16 protein-coding genes are annotated in these 14,639 nt (G+C 33.2%); 6 read left to right on the top strand and 10 right to left on the bottom strand.

From position 1 onward, the window contains the following. On the bottom strand, positions 1-204 hold a 204-nt coding region (locus tag N4A35_10090; GenBank protein ID MCT4581756.1), incomplete at its 3' end, for a hypothetical protein. Between the two features lie 232 nt (positions 205-436). Here N4A35_10090 and N4A35_10085 point away from each other — a divergent pair. The 3 genes from N4A35_10085 to N4A35_10075 are packed head-to-tail and all read left to right on the top strand — an operon-like array spanning position 437 to position 2,986. Then, the gene (locus tag N4A35_10085; GenBank protein ID MCT4581755.1) at positions 437-1,891 is read left to right on the top strand and encodes an NAD(P)/FAD-dependent oxidoreductase; all 1,455 of its coding nucleotides are present in this window, start codon (positions 437-439) and stop codon (positions 1,889-1,891) included. A gap of 13 nt (positions 1,892-1,904) precedes the next feature. Further along, entirely contained in the window at positions 1,905-2,036 is a 132-nt protein-coding gene (locus tag N4A35_10080; GenBank protein MCT4581754.1) for a hypothetical protein, read from the top strand. A gap of 5 nt (positions 2,037-2,041) precedes the next feature. Then, positions 2,042-2,986, top strand: a complete 945-nt coding sequence (locus tag N4A35_10075; GenBank protein MCT4581753.1) for a DUF3365 domain-containing protein — start codon at positions 2,042-2,044, stop codon at positions 2,984-2,986. A gap of 30 nt (positions 2,987-3,016) precedes the next feature. Here the strand turns inward: N4A35_10075 and N4A35_10070 are convergent, their stop codons facing one another. The 7 genes from N4A35_10070 to N4A35_10040 all read right to left on the bottom strand — a co-directional run bounded on the left by N4A35_10070 (position 3,017) and on the right by N4A35_10040 (position 10,752). Then, positions 3,017-3,832: a DUF3108 domain-containing protein gene (locus tag N4A35_10070; protein MCT4581752.1), complete on the bottom strand. Its 816-nt coding sequence runs from the start codon at positions 3,830-3,832 to the stop codon at positions 3,017-3,019. A 58-nt stretch (positions 3,833-3,890) separates the two neighbouring features. Continuing rightward, positions 3,891-5,480, bottom strand: coding sequence for a T9SS type A sorting domain-containing protein (locus N4A35_10065; protein ID MCT4581751.1), 1,590 nt, complete (start codon positions 5,478-5,480; stop codon positions 3,891-3,893). A gap of 55 nt (positions 5,481-5,535) precedes the next feature. Further along, complete coding sequence (locus tag N4A35_10060) at positions 5,536-7,131, bottom strand: O-antigen ligase family protein (protein ID MCT4581750.1); 1,596 nt, start codon at positions 7,129-7,131, stop codon at positions 5,536-5,538. Positions 7,132-7,149: 18 nt separating this feature from the next. After that, positions 7,150-8,823: a S41 family peptidase gene (locus tag N4A35_10055; protein ID MCT4581749.1), complete on the bottom strand. Its 1,674-nt coding sequence runs from the start codon at positions 8,821-8,823 to the stop codon at positions 7,150-7,152. Beyond that, positions 8,820-9,206: a ribonuclease P protein component gene (gene rnpA, locus N4A35_10050; GenBank protein MCT4581748.1), complete on the bottom strand. Its 387-nt coding sequence runs from the start codon at positions 9,204-9,206 to the stop codon at positions 8,820-8,822. Before rnpA ends, N4A35_10055 begins: the two co-directional genes overlap by 4 nt. A gap of 66 nt (positions 9,207-9,272) precedes the next feature. Then, positions 9,273-10,016 carry a uroporphyrinogen-III synthase gene (locus N4A35_10045; protein MCT4581747.1) on the bottom strand — a complete coding sequence of 248 codons (744 nt, stop codon included), beginning with the start codon at positions 10,014-10,016 and terminating at the stop codon, positions 9,273-9,275. 37 nt (positions 10,017-10,053) lie between these two features. Continuing rightward, entirely contained in the window at positions 10,054-10,752 is a 699-nt protein-coding gene (locus tag N4A35_10040) for a DUF4271 domain-containing protein (protein ID MCT4581746.1), read from the bottom strand. A gap of 159 nt (positions 10,753-10,911) precedes the next feature. Here N4A35_10040 and N4A35_10035 point away from each other — a divergent pair, with 159 nt between their 5' ends. After that, complete coding sequence (locus N4A35_10035) at positions 10,912-11,724, top strand: universal stress protein (protein ID MCT4581745.1); 813 nt, start codon at positions 10,912-10,914, stop codon at positions 11,722-11,724. 1 nt (position 11,725) lies between these two features. Here the strand turns inward: N4A35_10035 and N4A35_10030 are convergent, their stop codons facing one another. Beyond that, positions 11,726-12,529, bottom strand: coding sequence for an E3 ubiquitin ligase family protein (locus tag N4A35_10030; GenBank protein MCT4581744.1), 804 nt, complete (start codon positions 12,527-12,529; stop codon positions 11,726-11,728). 127 nt (positions 12,530-12,656) lie between these two features. After that, on the bottom strand, positions 12,657-13,394 hold the full coding sequence (locus N4A35_10025; GenBank protein MCT4581743.1) for a helix-turn-helix domain-containing protein: 738 nt from the start codon (positions 13,392-13,394) through the stop codon (positions 12,657-12,659). Between the two features lie 114 nt (positions 13,395-13,508). Here N4A35_10025 and N4A35_10020 point away from each other — a divergent pair, with 114 nt between their 5' ends. Continuing rightward, positions 13,509-13,904 carry a YbjN domain-containing protein gene (locus N4A35_10020; GenBank protein ID MCT4581742.1) on the top strand — a complete coding sequence of 132 codons (396 nt, stop codon included), beginning with the start codon at positions 13,509-13,511 and terminating at the stop codon, positions 13,902-13,904. Between the two features lie 28 nt (positions 13,905-13,932). Next, complete coding sequence (locus N4A35_10015) at positions 13,933-14,631, top strand: PspA/IM30 family protein (protein ID MCT4581741.1); 699 nt, start codon at positions 13,933-13,935, stop codon at positions 14,629-14,631. Positions 14,632-14,639: the final 8 nt, after the last annotated feature.

Genomic DNA, 14,639 nt, shown 5'->3' with positions numbered 1-14,639 from the left:
TGGTGGTGGCGGAGGTGGCGGTGGCGGAGGTGGTGCATTACTTAGGTCAATCACCTCAATCTCCTCATCTTCTAAAAGCTTGGCTGAATCTAGTTTTTTCATTTCAGCTTCAGCACGACGATATTCAATTGTACATAGTACAACAGCCATAGCAATTACTCCTCCCAAAGCGGTATATCCCATCTTTGTAAGGAATCCTTCCATATTAGCTTTGCTGCTTTTCTTTGGTTCCATACTTTTCGTGTATTTGATAAATGTAAAGTTAATAAGAATTTTTTAAAATCTGATGACTTATACACTCCTTTCCTACATTGGTTCAAACCGAACATGCATTTTTTTGTCTTACAAAAAAGCTTAAGAAACAAATGTTACTGATTATTGAGTCAAAAAATTGTCATTTTGTAACGTAGCATTCAATGATTTAAAAACAAAGATTATGGCAAAAATAGTTGTAGTTGGTGCAGGTATTTCAGGGCATACAGCAGTATCTTATTTAAGGAAAGATTTGGGGAAAGAACATGAGGTCGTTATGGTTTCCCCGAATAGTAACTATCAGTGGGTTCCGTCCAATATTTGGATTGGAATAGGTCGTATGACAGAAAAACAGACCATCTTTCCATTGGCGCCATTGTACCAAAAAAAAGGAATTAATTATATTCAAGCAAAAGCAATAACCTTTCACCCAGAAGGAGACCCAGAAGTAGAAAAAGGTTATGTTTTGGCAGAATATGTTGCTGGAGAACGCAAAGGAGAGCAAGTTAAAGTCGATTATGATTATTTAATTAATGCCACAGGACCTAAATTAAATTTTGAAGCCACAGAAGGATTACTTCCAGGGAAAAATAAAACAGTGTCTGTTTGTACTTATGATCATGCTTTGCACGCTTGGAAAGAATTAGAAGCATTGATTCAAAAAATGAAAAAAGGCCAAAAAGCAAAAATATTAATAGGTACTGGGCATGCCAAATCAACTTGTCAAGGAGCTGCATTTGAGTATATCATGAATGTAGAGCAAGAGTTAAAAAGGCATCAAGTAAGAGATCAAGCGGAAATCACTTGGATATCGAATGAATATGAGTTAGGAGATTTTGGGATAGATGGGGTTACAGTAAAAATGGGAGGAAAGTTAATGCCTTCCAAAGAGCTGATAGAAATGGTTTTTGAGGATAGAGGTATTCAATGGATTACTCAAGCAGGAGTGAATAAGATAGAGGATGGTGTTGCTTATTACGAAACATTAGACGGAGAGTTTAAGTCCGAATCTTATGATTTAGCCATGCTTATTCCTGCATTTTCTGGTCATGGGTTCAAAGCTTTTGATAAGAAAGGAGAGGACATCACAAGTAAACTATTCAATGGTTTTATGTTAGTAGATGCTGATTATACTCCCAAGCCTTATGAAGATTGGTCGGTTCAAGATTGGCCAGAAACATACCAAAACCCTTCTTATAAAAATATTTTTGCACCTGGGATTGCTTTTGCGCCTCCGCATACTATTTCTAAACCAAGAAAGAGTAAGAATGGAACACCAATATTTCCGGCACCACCAAGAACAGGTATGCCTTCGGGTATTACGGCAAAGTTAGTAGCAGATAATATTGTAGAGATGGTGAAAACAGGAACAGAGCATATACACCACTTGGGTTCAATGGGAAATATGGGAGCTGCTTGTATTGCTTCAACTGGATATGGAATGTTAAAAGGTAGAGGGGTTACCATTACCACCAACCCTATTGTTCCCGATTACAATAAATACCCAGAGACAGGGAGACAAATTTCTAAAACAATCGGAGATTTAGGATTAGCTGGACACTGGGTAAAACTTTCTTTACATTATGCGTTTTTATATAAAGCTAAAATGAAGCCTTTTTGGTGGCTTATTCCAGAATAAAAAAGTAAAGATTATGGCAAGAAAAATCACTAGTTTTCAACGTTTTATGATGCATAATCCGTTGATTCAATTGTTTAAGTTCTTTTATTTAAACATTAAAATATTAATTGTTGTTGCTGCTGGACACGGTGGTACTAGAAAATAAAAAAGATGAGAAAGTATTTATATAGCATTTCTTCAATACTCTTGTTGAGTAGTTGTGGAGCTGAACCCAATGAGCAAATCACCAATGTGAAGCAAGAAGAACATCCAGGGAAAGAGTTAATGGCATTAAATTGTAATGCATGTCACAGTCCAACTGCAGGAGAAAATGCGAGAATTGCGCCACCAATGATAGCCGTAAAGAAGCATTATTTGCAAGAGGGGATGGCTAAAGAAGATTTTCAAACAGCTATTTTAAAATGGATTAATAATCCTGTTGAGGAACATTCTAAAATGCCTGGAGCAATTAAAAAGTTTGGAATAATGGCCAAAGTCGATTATCCTAAAGAAACAATTCTTCACATAGCAGATTATCTATATTCCCATGAAATTGAAAAACCTGAATGGTTTGATGAACATTATAAGAAGCATCATGATGGAGATAAAGAGGGCAAAGAACAGCAACCACTTACCTATGCAGAAATAGGGATGAAATATGCATTTTCTACAAAGTCTCAGTTGGGTAAAAATCTAATGGGAGCTATTCAGTCAAAAGGAACAGAGGGCGCTGTTTCGTTTTGTAATACGAGAGCAATTTCAATTACAGACAGTATGGCCATTGTCAATAATGCAACGATTAAACGAGTGTCTGATAAAGCAAGAAACCCTAATAATAAAGCAAATACTAAAGAATTAGCACATATCGTTTCTTTTAAGAAAATGTTAGCCAACCAAGAGGAGTTTAAACCCATAGTTGAAGAAAATGGAGAAAAGGTAAATTTCTATTTTCCAATTAAAACGAATGCAATGTGTTTACAATGCCACGGAGAGCAAGGGCAAGATTTAAAACATTCGACCTATAATCGAATAAAATCTTTATACCCTAATGATGAAGCAATTGGTTATGAGGCAAATCAGATTAGAGGAATATGGAGTATTCAATTTGATAAGTAAACAAAAAAGCTCCTTTTAAAGGAGCTTTTTTTATTTTTCGATCTTCGAAAGCTCATTTTTAAGACCTTCATAAGCCGTTAATTCCATTTTTATAGATCCAAATAAAATCTTTGCTTTTGCAAGTAATGGTATTTTGTTTGCATCATCAGAAATCCAGACTTGCAAGTCATCTTCATTTTTAAAGATACGATCAACTTGTACAACAGGAGAGAATTTTAAAGCGTTATATTTTCCCTTTCTAATTTTTACTTTTTCACGACCTAAGAATTTGATTTTTAGCGGATATACTTCACCATCAACAAATGAATCAAATTCAAAGATGTCTCCTTTTTTTGCGTTAGAAAAATCTAGTGTTCTAGCATAGTAATAAGAAGAAATCATATCTTGAACGTTTGTAGGAGCTTTATACTCTTTTTCTCCTTCTTTTACTTTACCCTTACTTTGAATAAAAGTATAATCTTGGTTGATTTTGTACCCCCCTTCATTTACTCTTCTAATAAATACCCAAGGGAAAATTCCTTGTTCATCAATATAACTTTCATAGCGGTCGTCCACTTTAAAAAACCAATTAAAAGAACCAATACTTTTTCCTTTACCAATTACTCGATATAGACTTCTTCCACTAATCTTACGGTCCACTTTCTTGACTTCTAAAGTTGCTTGTGCAGCATCAATCACTCCATAGTGTAAGCGGTATGTTAGCTTTTCACCAGCTTGAAAGGCTGTGTTTTTAATAGTTCTGTATTTAAAGGCAGAAGCTTCTAATTGTTGGTTATAAACACCATCCGAAGCGCTAATACTACCTAATGTTAGTAGTGATATAGCAAAGGTTGTTAAAAGTTTCATAGCAATAGTTTTTTAGTTTCTATGAAATCAAAAAACAAATTTAATGCCAAAAATAGAGTTACTTTACTCGAATTATTTTACCAGAACTTAATTCTCCATTGTTGATTAGGGAATAAAAGTATATACCCGGAGTTACCAGCTTTTTCGAAGTATCTTCTCCATTCCATGTTATTGTATTTTTTCCACTAGGAAGAATTGCTTTATCCAATAGTTTCGAAACCAGTTGACCTCTCATGTCATAAATGTATAGGCTAGTTGTTGAAGCTTTATGATTATCAAGCTCTATGGAGGTAATAGCATTAGATGGATTAGGGTAAACTTTAACGTTTGAGGTCTTGTTATGTTCTTGGATATCAACAGAGTAAAAGTCGTATGTTAGACTATCTAGGTTTAAGTTTTCATCTCCAGGATAATAAAATGTAAAATGAAAATAAACTAAAAACATCTCATCAGAAGTATTAAGTCCATAGCTAACATCTATAGGTGGATTATTGGGGTTGTGATGATTGTTGGTAGTATTATCGTAGGTCCCTCTTCCATGCAAAGAAGAGTTGGCAGGTACTTTTTTGATGTATTCGAAAAACAAGAACTCTTGCCAATCAAAATCCCATTCATTGATACGTGCAAACTTTACAGTGTCGTTGTTGGGAGTGGTAGCAAAAGCTTCAATACTTTTTCCTAATAAGTGCATGTGTGGGAATACACTTAATACCGAAATGTCTATAGGCAAATCGTTGGGGTCTGAATCTGAAGTAACAGTATCTATTGAATTGGCTTGAATAGTAAAATTAGTATTAGCAATTGCTGGTAAACTTGTAACCTCCCTGATACTAACATTATCATCATAAAAATAAATTTTTATTTTGGTGCTATCTTGCATTCCAGCAGAACCAGCTGGATAATGCATTGCAAATACAATGTTAGAACCAGCAGGTATTGTATAACCAAAATTAGTGTTTCCTTGACCAGGAAAAACAGTTGGTAATGAACCTGGTGTATAGCCTCCAAGTAGACTAGAGTTTGAAGCTTGTGGATCTGGATCTGGGCCATTACAAAAACCACTAGTTGTATCAGTAGGATAAGTGCCATCGTTGTCAATGTAAATCAGTGTATGATGAACAATCGATGGGTTTCCAGGGATGATTTCAAAAGCTTTTATTTTTTTATCAGCTGTAAGTCCTGTTGGAATAGAAAAACAGACGTAATCATCGTGAACAAATGTAGCTTTGCTGGTATAGGTTGGTATTTGCAGTTCTAAATCTGGATTTTGCGTCAAGAATCCCTCATTGCTAAATACCGGGGGAGGAGGAGTATTGGCCGCATTACCCTCGGGAGCACCTTGAGCAATCCAATCTAATATTGTTGTACGTTCAGCCGTAGTTAAAATACGTTCATGTGCATAACGTTGGTAGCTTGTGTCGGCAGTCCATGGAGGCATCTCTCCATTGGCAACAGCTGGGGAAATCGCGAGTCGATAATTAAAAGCATCTTGATAATTAACTAAACTAAATGGAGCAATCCCTGTAGGATTATGGCAAACAGCACAATTATTATAGATTATTTCTGCTACATCATCACTCCAAGTTACCTGAGCAGTTCCTGTAAATGATAGGGATATCAATAAAGTCAAAAAGTAAAGCTGTTTCATTCAATCAAAATTTTAGAGTATGCAATATACAATTAAAGTGCTAAAAAACAAGTTTTTATGCTTGAGATTTGAAAGGTTGAAAAAGGAATAAACTATTAAAAAAAGCAAAAAACATCACCCCTGCTTGTCGCTCTAATGTGTTGTCGGTAAGAAAGCTTAAAGAAATGATGAGTATGAATAGTAAATAAATGTTTTTATTTCTAGGTTTCTTTACAATTGGAAAATACAAGATAAATAACCAAATAATTAGTCCAAAAACCCCCAAGCCTACAGCAAAACTCATGTATTGATTATGGACTCTTTTTCTGTTTTTTCCTTTCAATAAAGAATTGTTTTCCTCATAATAGGTTAAGAATTCATCATGAACATCTCCTAAGCCAACTCCAAACCAGAAATTATGTTTAAAAAGCTCAACGCTAGCTCTTAAATAAATAATTCTTTGAATAAATGAGTGCCCATTAGGGTTTTGTCCATTTCTATACCTCTCAAATTCAAAAATTACATCTTTAATCTTTTTATCAAAACCATTCAGTTTTTCACAACAGTTTGTAGTTCCTTGCTCAATAGCTCTGATTTCGTCATGACTTAACTTTTCTAAGCCTTCCTGATCTTTTCTAAGGTTTTTTGAAGTTAAATAGCGATAGAGTGTCCCCCACATTGGTTGTCCTTTATGATCTGTTGAGTCAAAAGGAATAGTGCTTCTGGCATTCCACGCTTTTGCTAACTCTTTTGGGGCAATGTATAACCAGACTCGATTTCCATTTTCAAGCCAATCATCTTCTACTTTATATTGATATACTTCTCCAGTTTTAGAAGCGTAATCTAGTTGTGAAACAATGATTGGGGGAGCTACAAAGTTATTGTTGTATATCGTATAAACTTTATGCGTAAAGAAAGCTCCTATCCCAATAAAAGAGATGGTTACAAATAATTTTAATAGTTTGTTTTTCGATTTAAAAATTAAGTAAGCCAAAAAAACGATGGAAAGAACCCCTAATATAAATAACCCTGTAAAGGCTTGTAGAATAAACAAAAATAGAATGAACCATAATGAAAATCCGATAGTTAGTATGGGTGGGAATATGTAGTTTCCTTTAGTAGGTTTAATAAGGAGTACAATAGCAAGACAAATCAACAAGCTTAACCTAATGTGTGAGATAAAAATGGAGATATTTCTAATGTCAGAAAGGTCTTTTTTTATAGGAATTATTTCAAGATAAACCAGAAAACTAATGAGTGTACTAAATAAAAGACCTAAAACAAAAAACTTAAAAATAGCTTGAATTTGTTGAAAAGAAAGCGTTATAGAGCCTAAAACCAAAGGGAAAACGAGCAAAGGAAGTTTCACTTTTAAGTCGTTAAACGCATATTCAAAATTGGAAGTATTAATGAGCCAGATGGTTAAAGAAAAATAACCAATAATCAAAAGACTAGGAAGTTGTTTGCGTTGTTTTACAAGTGCATACTTCTTTTTAAACTGTCCTTCTAACAACCAATTAATAGCAAGGCTTATACTAGCCACACTCATAATGATTTCACTAGTTGAAAGTCCAACAACTAAAGCAATACAAAAAAACGTGTAATTATAGTGGAAAAAGTTTTTTTGGTAAAGCTTAAAAAGCGTTAAAATTTGACTTTGTTTAAATCCCATGGAACTTAGAGGTTGCCTCTATTGAACGGTAAGTATTTGCTCATACCTTTCGTTGTTATTCAAAATATCTAAAGCTTTGTCAATGTATGTGTCATGCTTTAAAGAAGCCTCTACCCTTCCTTTTTGAAAGTAATAACGAGATACAATTTCATTTTCTAACAACTCTTTAATTTCTTCCTGATAGCGTATTAAATCGTTTTCTAAATTCGGTGTTAACTTTTCTAACAACAGCTTAAATTCACTTTCAGATTCATTGAAATATTTCTCGTCTTTGGCAACCTCTTTTAGCTGCTCTAATAACTCCTGTGAATCTGTGGTATAACTGATGTCTTCTTGGTTTTTAATGAATGCTATAAAGTCTTGATATTCATCAGCTGTTAATTCAAATTTTTTGCTCGAAGCTATAGAAGGATGAGCGCGTTCATATTGAGTAGCATATTCAAAAAGCATATTTTTGGTGACCAAAACAGCTGTTAGTTTATTGTATATTTCTTCTTCAATAACAACATCAGGGTCTATACCTCTACCATCTTTTACTGTTCGCCCATTCTTCGTTTTAAAAGAATGAATTAAACTATCCGAAACTTCGTGAACCTTACCTTTTCCATCTCTGTGGGAGTAATCTAGTTTTTGTATGCATCTACCGCTAGGGGTGTAGTATTTAGCTATAGTAACCTTAACTTTGCTACCGAAATTGATGTCTTTTGTTTGTTGTACTAGTCCTTTTCCATAGCTGCGTTCTCCAATTACAATTCCTCGATCTAAATCTTGAATACTACCAGAAACAATTTCACTGGCAGAGGCAGAACGATCGTTAATTAGTACAGCAATTGGCATATTTTCATCAAAAGCATTGTTTTGAGTTTTATAAGAACGATTCATGGTCTCTAACCTCCCTTTGGTTTCGACAACTAATTGGCCTTTGGGTACCCAAAAATTTACGATATTAACAGCTTCATGCAATAAACCTCCACCATTTCCTCTTAAATCGAGGATTACTTTTTTCATCCCTAAACTATCCTTAAGCGTTCTTAATGCTTTTCCTATATTTTTACTCGCTGTATTGGTAAATGATGTTAGTTTTACATACCCCACTTCGTCATCTATCATTCCAAAGTAAGGAACTTCAGCAATTTTTACTTCTTCTCTTTTTAGAGTAATTTCTTTGGTTTCCTCTCCTCTTTTAAATTTGATGGTTAATGCTGTTCCAGCCCCTCCTTTTAAAATTTTACTCATATCACTGGTTTCTTTTCCCTCAACAGAAACTCCGTCTACCTCAATAAGAATGTCACCAGCTTTTAAGCCTCCTTTTTGAGCAGGAAAGCCTTCGTAAGGTTCTGAAATAACAATATGATCTCCTTGTTTTTGGATTAATGAGCCAATTCCTCCGTATTGACCAGTGGTCATATAACGGTAATCTTCTATCTGACTTTCAGGGATATAAACAGTGTATGGGTCCAATGATTTTAACATCGCATCTATACCTGTTTTCATCATTTTTCCTGGTTGTGGTTCATCAACGTAATAAGTATTGATAACATTATATACAGCAGACATTGTTCTGAGATTTTTTGTGATCTCGAAATAATTGTCATCATCTTTATCGTCAAAATAATAGGATAACGTATAGGTTGTACCACTTGACAATACAATACCGACCGTTAATAAAATAAGTAGATGTTTGAGTTTCATTGCTCTTTGGTTTCTAGTTCCTTTAATAAACGAACTAAAGATAGTTTTATTTTTTTTTCAATCACAGAATAACTAGGTATTTCCTTTCCAACATAACCAATATACAAAGCTATCGTTTTATTTTTTGATTGTAGGCCCTCTAAAAACTCGGATTGGTTTAATCGATAAGCCTCACGCATTAAACGTTTAATACGGTTCCTGTCAGTAGCTTTTTTAAATTTCCTTTTAGGAACTGAAAATAAAACCTGTACTGGAAGAGCTGAATTTGTTTCTGTATAGCTTATCCGGATAGGATAGGTGATAAAACCATCTTTTTTGCTAAAAATACGAGTGATGGTTAATTTGTTTTTAAGACTATGCGCTCTACTTAAACCTTGCTTCATACTACAAAAGTAAAAAGGCCGATATTAAAATCGACCTTTTGTTTTGTTTATTTAGTAATAAATAGTCTATTTCCCTTGTTCTTTAATGTATTTTTCAATGGCCATTGTCATCGATGGAGTACCAGGTTGAGGAGCACTTACATCTATTCGAAGTCCAGCGGCTTCAACAGCTTTTTGTGTTGTTGGACCAAAAACAGCTATTTTAGTATCATTTTGAACAAAATCAGGAAAGTTTTTAAATAAAGACTCAATTCCTGATGGACTGTAGAAGACTAACATGTCGTATTTAACATCTTCTAAGTCAGATAAATCGCTACATACGGTTTTAAACAATACAGCGTTTTGGAAATCTAACCCAGCTTTTTCTAACTGTTCTGGAATAATTGAACGTTGAATATCAGAACATGGAACGATAAACTTCTCCTTTTTCTGTTTTTTCAAAACATCAATAAGGTCAGTAATTCGTTGTTTTCCAACAAAGATTTTTCTTTTTCTGTATACAATGTAGTTCTGAAGGTAATAGGCTACTGCTTCAGAAATACAAAAGTATTTCATATCGTCAGGCACATTAAACCTTGTCTCTTTAGCCATTCTAAAATAATGATCAACGGCATTTCTTGAAGTTAATATAACAGCAGTGTAATCACTCAAAGAAATTCTCGATTTCCTAAACTCTTGTTCTTCAACTCCCTCTACGTGAATAAAAGATCTAAAATCAACTTTCAAGTTGTTTTTTTGAGCTAAACTTTCAAAAGGGTTCTTACCTGCTTTCGGTTGAGGCTGAGAGACTAAAATAGATTTTATTGGCATAGTAATTTCTGTTTTATTCTTCCCTGAAAAGTTGTAGTTATATAGGGTTTTGATTAATTATGAGTTGAAAACCAATACATAACGGCAAAATTTCAAGGGTGCAAATGTACAAAAAAATATAAAACCATGAAATTTTTATTTCAAAGCTTTGAAATATACTTTGTATTAACTTATTTGCTAGCAATAGCAAAGTAGCAACAATGATATATTTTTCAGCTATATCTTGAAAGTTGTAACCCATCAGCTGATGAGGAAAAAAATATAAACCAATTATACCTGGTAATAAAAAGATACCCAATACCTGAAAGAAGTATTGATTGTACCGAATGGACTCATTTTCTATTACTTTAAGTCCACTTATTTTAGAGATAACATATTTAATCATTGTGTTAATGATATACCAGAGTAGTGTTAATAGAAATAAAAAGAGAAAAAAGAAATAGGTTGTTCCAGAAAAGGAAGAAAAATCTGATAAGAAATAAAACAAAGTGATACTGATGGTAATGAAAGCGTTAACCAGTAGAACTCTTCCTGAGTAAATGCTAGAATTTGTTTCTTCTCTTAAGGATTGCTTGAAAAAACGAATGTTAAAAAAGCTTTTTAATGCTATTTGAATGGAGTTATTTCTTTGTTTTGAATAGGCGAGAATAGCAACCGATAAAAAAATTACAAAAGAAAGCCAATGTAAAGTATTATCAGGTCTTAAAGACGAAAATATGTCTGATGGATGTTCCATATTTTTTTAATACTGACAAAAGTCATATAAATCTCTGTCGCTTCTCAAATTATTTTTGCTATCTATGTTGTTATCTTTGTTTACTGTGTTATAGTTCAAGTAAGATATTGATTCTTCAAAACAAAAATACATACAACATTTTATTAAAATTAATAATAAATGAAAAAAATTCTTGTTCCAACTGATTTTTCTAAAGCAGCATTTAATGCGTTAGAATATGCTATAAATCTTTCAGAAAAGCTTGAAGCAGAAATTATTCTGTTGAATGCTTATGCTGTGCCAAACTCATCTGTGATGATCGACTTGACAGATGTATTGAGAGAAGATAGTGTAAGTGGATTGGAGAAAGTAAAAGCCGAGGCCTTAGAAAAGTTTCCAGCAGCTAAAATTGAAACTGTTGACTATAATGGAGATTTAACAGCTTCAGTTAGTCACTGTTCAAAAAATTATAATGTTGATTTAGTGATTATGGGGACAACAGGAGCTTCTGGGCTAAAAGAGACTTTTGTTGGAAGTAATACCGCGACATTAATTCAAGAAATAAACATTCCGTTAATTGCTATACCATATGATTGTCGTTTTGAAGATAAGTTAAAGATAGCGGTTTCTACAGACTTACAAAATTTAAAAAACATAGGGGTTTTTGAGTCGGTCAAAGAACTTGCAAGGTTGCTAAATGGAGCATTTCATTTAATCAATGTCTCGGAAGATTTATCTAAAGTTGATCCAACTAAATTTGTAGAGCATGCCGCTGATGTAGATGATATATTTACTGGTTTTGAACATACCTTTAAGTTTCTGGAAAATACTGACTATGAAGCAGAAATCTTGGATTATATTGTGGCGAACAATATCAATCTCTTAGTAGTTGTCTCTCGTAAAAGAAACTTTTTTGAAAGATTGTTCCACAAAAGCATTTCGAGAAAGTTAACAATGCATTCTCCTGTACCTATTGTGGTTTTGTCAGAGTAATTTAAAAGCTTTTAATCACTCCAATAACAATTAATGTGCCTGCCGCAACAGCGCATCCTATAGCTCCGTAAAACATCCATTTGGCTGATGAGCTTAGCTGTTTTGTTATTTCATCTTCAGATTTGGTGGAAACGATAAAAGGTCTCTTATCTGTCGGTTTTGATATTTGCAATCGACCTGATCGATCGTTGGCATCACCTATTACATAAAGTGGGGTTTTTGTTGGTATAGCGTACTCTTCATATTTATAACCAATTGTTCTATAATTAGAACCAGAGGAAATTGAAAAACTACCAATTGAAATGTTTAATCCTCCCTTAGGAGCGTCGTCTCCCTCTTCAAATTTTGAAAACGTCTTTTTTGCATGTAATTCCGAGCCTTCAGTATTGAGTAGTATTTCCCCAGAATTATCTCTAATCATAAAATCATGAGACTTATTTTCATTGTTAGCAACAACTTCAGACTTTCTTACCCATCTTTTTGAGGATTTGCCACTGGCATCTTTTGTTTTTTCTAATACTTCATATTCTCGGGTCACAGTAGATTTGTAATATACACATTCTTGATGTGAGAACTCAGTTTTTATAGGGGTGTTTGCTGTAGCAATCCCTTTTACCTCACTATAAAGACTAAATGATCCAGGGCCAAAAGAGCCAGACATTTCGTTGTGATTTTCTACAATTTGATTAATGCTTGTTGTATCATTGTACTCTATATGATGAAGTTTGCCGCTTCTTTTCTTTTGGATGATGAAAAATATTACTGCTACAACTAACAGTATTATACCGCCAATATAAAATCCCATAAACTTATTTTTTCTTAGCTAAATATATAAAAGAAGATTCGAATTTCTATGAATAATTAAAAAAAACGAATGTATGCTAATAAAATTAGCTTTTAAGATTGAGGGCTTTATAAAGGGATTATAGTTGTTATTTTTCTTGTTCGATTTTTCTTAATCGCTCTTCGATATTTTTCAATTGTGTAACAAGTGTATTTTCGTGCGAAATTTCTGTAGTAAACTTTCCTTTTATTTCCCAAATCTCAAGTTGATCGGTATATAAAATTTCCCTTTTATCGTTATTGTTGTTTAAAGGTTGTATAGAGATTTTATTTTTGTGAATAGTAATGAGCCCTTTGTGAAATTGTTCAGCATCAACGATAACTCCCAAAAAGCTTGAGGTTTTGTTTTCTATAGCCTCAAGATAAAGAAAATCACCGTGATAGAAACTGTCTTTTCCTGAGAATAAAGTGTTCCCCTCATTAAAAATGATAATATTTTTAGCTTTTATATGTTGAATAGGTAGGTTTATCGATTGAAGGTTACTTAGGTATTTAGTGTCTTTTTTTAGTTTAGGATAGTCTTTTAAATCATTTTGGTTGACCAGTTTGATTCCTTTGGGTTGTTTTTCTGTATGATATGATGGAACTTTAGAAAAGATATCAAAATTTGAAATTTCGTTAACCGTTAACTCTTTTCTAACTAATTTATCAATAGGTATTTTATAATGTGTGGCTATCTTGATGATTGTATCAATTTTTGGTTCAGCCCTTAATTCTTCATAAGAACCAATGTTGGCACGTGTTAATCCAAAAAGGTTGGCAAAAGCAGTTTGATTAAGTCCTTTGACACTTCTTATTTTTTTGATGTTAATTCCTATTGTCGACATGCCAACAAAGTTAGTAAAAAATGTGGTCAAACAAAATAAATGCAAAAAATATTAGTTTTTTCTTGCTAAATTAATTAGTTGTTTGTAGATTTATAAAAAATTTAATTACGACTTATGGAAACACAACAAAATCACTTCCAAAAAATTAAAGCTTATTTAGTTGATTTAAACTATGTAATAAAAGTGGAAGACGAAGAAAATGGACTATTTGTAATAGAAAGAGAGGAAGAAGGTATTTTTAATTTAGTATTAGACTGTGAAGATCCAATATTAATTATGGAGCAATTTCTTTTTGAGGTAAAGAATGAAACACCTGAGTTATACAAAAGTTTGTTGACAAAGAATAGAGATATTGTACACGGGGCTTTTGTTTTGCACGAGAACAAAGTTTCGTTTAGAGATACCTTACAAATCGAAAATTTAGATCGAAATGAAATAGAGGGATCAATCAACTCATTGAGTTTATTGATGACAGAATATAATAGAGAATTGATAGAGTTCTCGAAGTAATAATTTGAATACGTAAAAAAAGACAATCATGAGTATATTTAGAAGACTTTTTAAAATAGGACAATCAGAGGCACATAACTTGGTAGATAAGTTAGAGGACCCAATAAAATTAACAGAACAAGGAATTAGAGATCTAAAGAAAGATTTAGATGCTTCTCTAAAAGCTTTAGCTGAAGTTAAAGCGTTAAGAATTCGTTCAAATGCTGATTTGAATAAATCTAAATTTCAAGTTGAGGATTTTGAGAAAAAAGCGATGACGCTTTTAAATAATGCAAAAGAAGGGAAAATGGATGCTGCTGAAGCAGATCGTTTGGCTACTGAAGCGTTAAAAAGAGTGCAACAAGCAAAAGAAAATGGAGCTAGAGCGCAAGCAGAAGTTCAAAAGTTTGATCAATCAATAGCGCAATTAGAAGCGAATATCAACAAAGTAAAATCAAATATTAGTAAATACGAGAATGAGTTGAAAACATTAAAAGCTCGTATGAAAGTAAGTAAAGCAACGAAGAAGATCAACAAGCAATTGTCTCAAGTAGATTCTACAGGAACAATAGCAATGTTAGAAAAAATGAAAGACAAAGTTGCCGAAGAAGAAGCGTTAGCAGAAGCTTATGGAGATATTGCTGAGCAATCTAAAAGCGTAGATGAAGAAATTGATGCCGCTCTAGATAATGTTGATGCAGATTCTGCTGATGCATTAGCAGAGTTGAAGAAAAAAATGGGAATGTAATTTCTAAT

The organism is Flavobacteriales bacterium (assembly GCA_025210295.1).
GTDB lineage: Bacteria > Bacteroidota > Bacteroidia > Flavobacteriales_D > Parvicellaceae > S010-51.
Note: the sequence above shows the minus strand (reverse complement) of the source record. Positions and strands in the feature narration are given on the sequence as shown.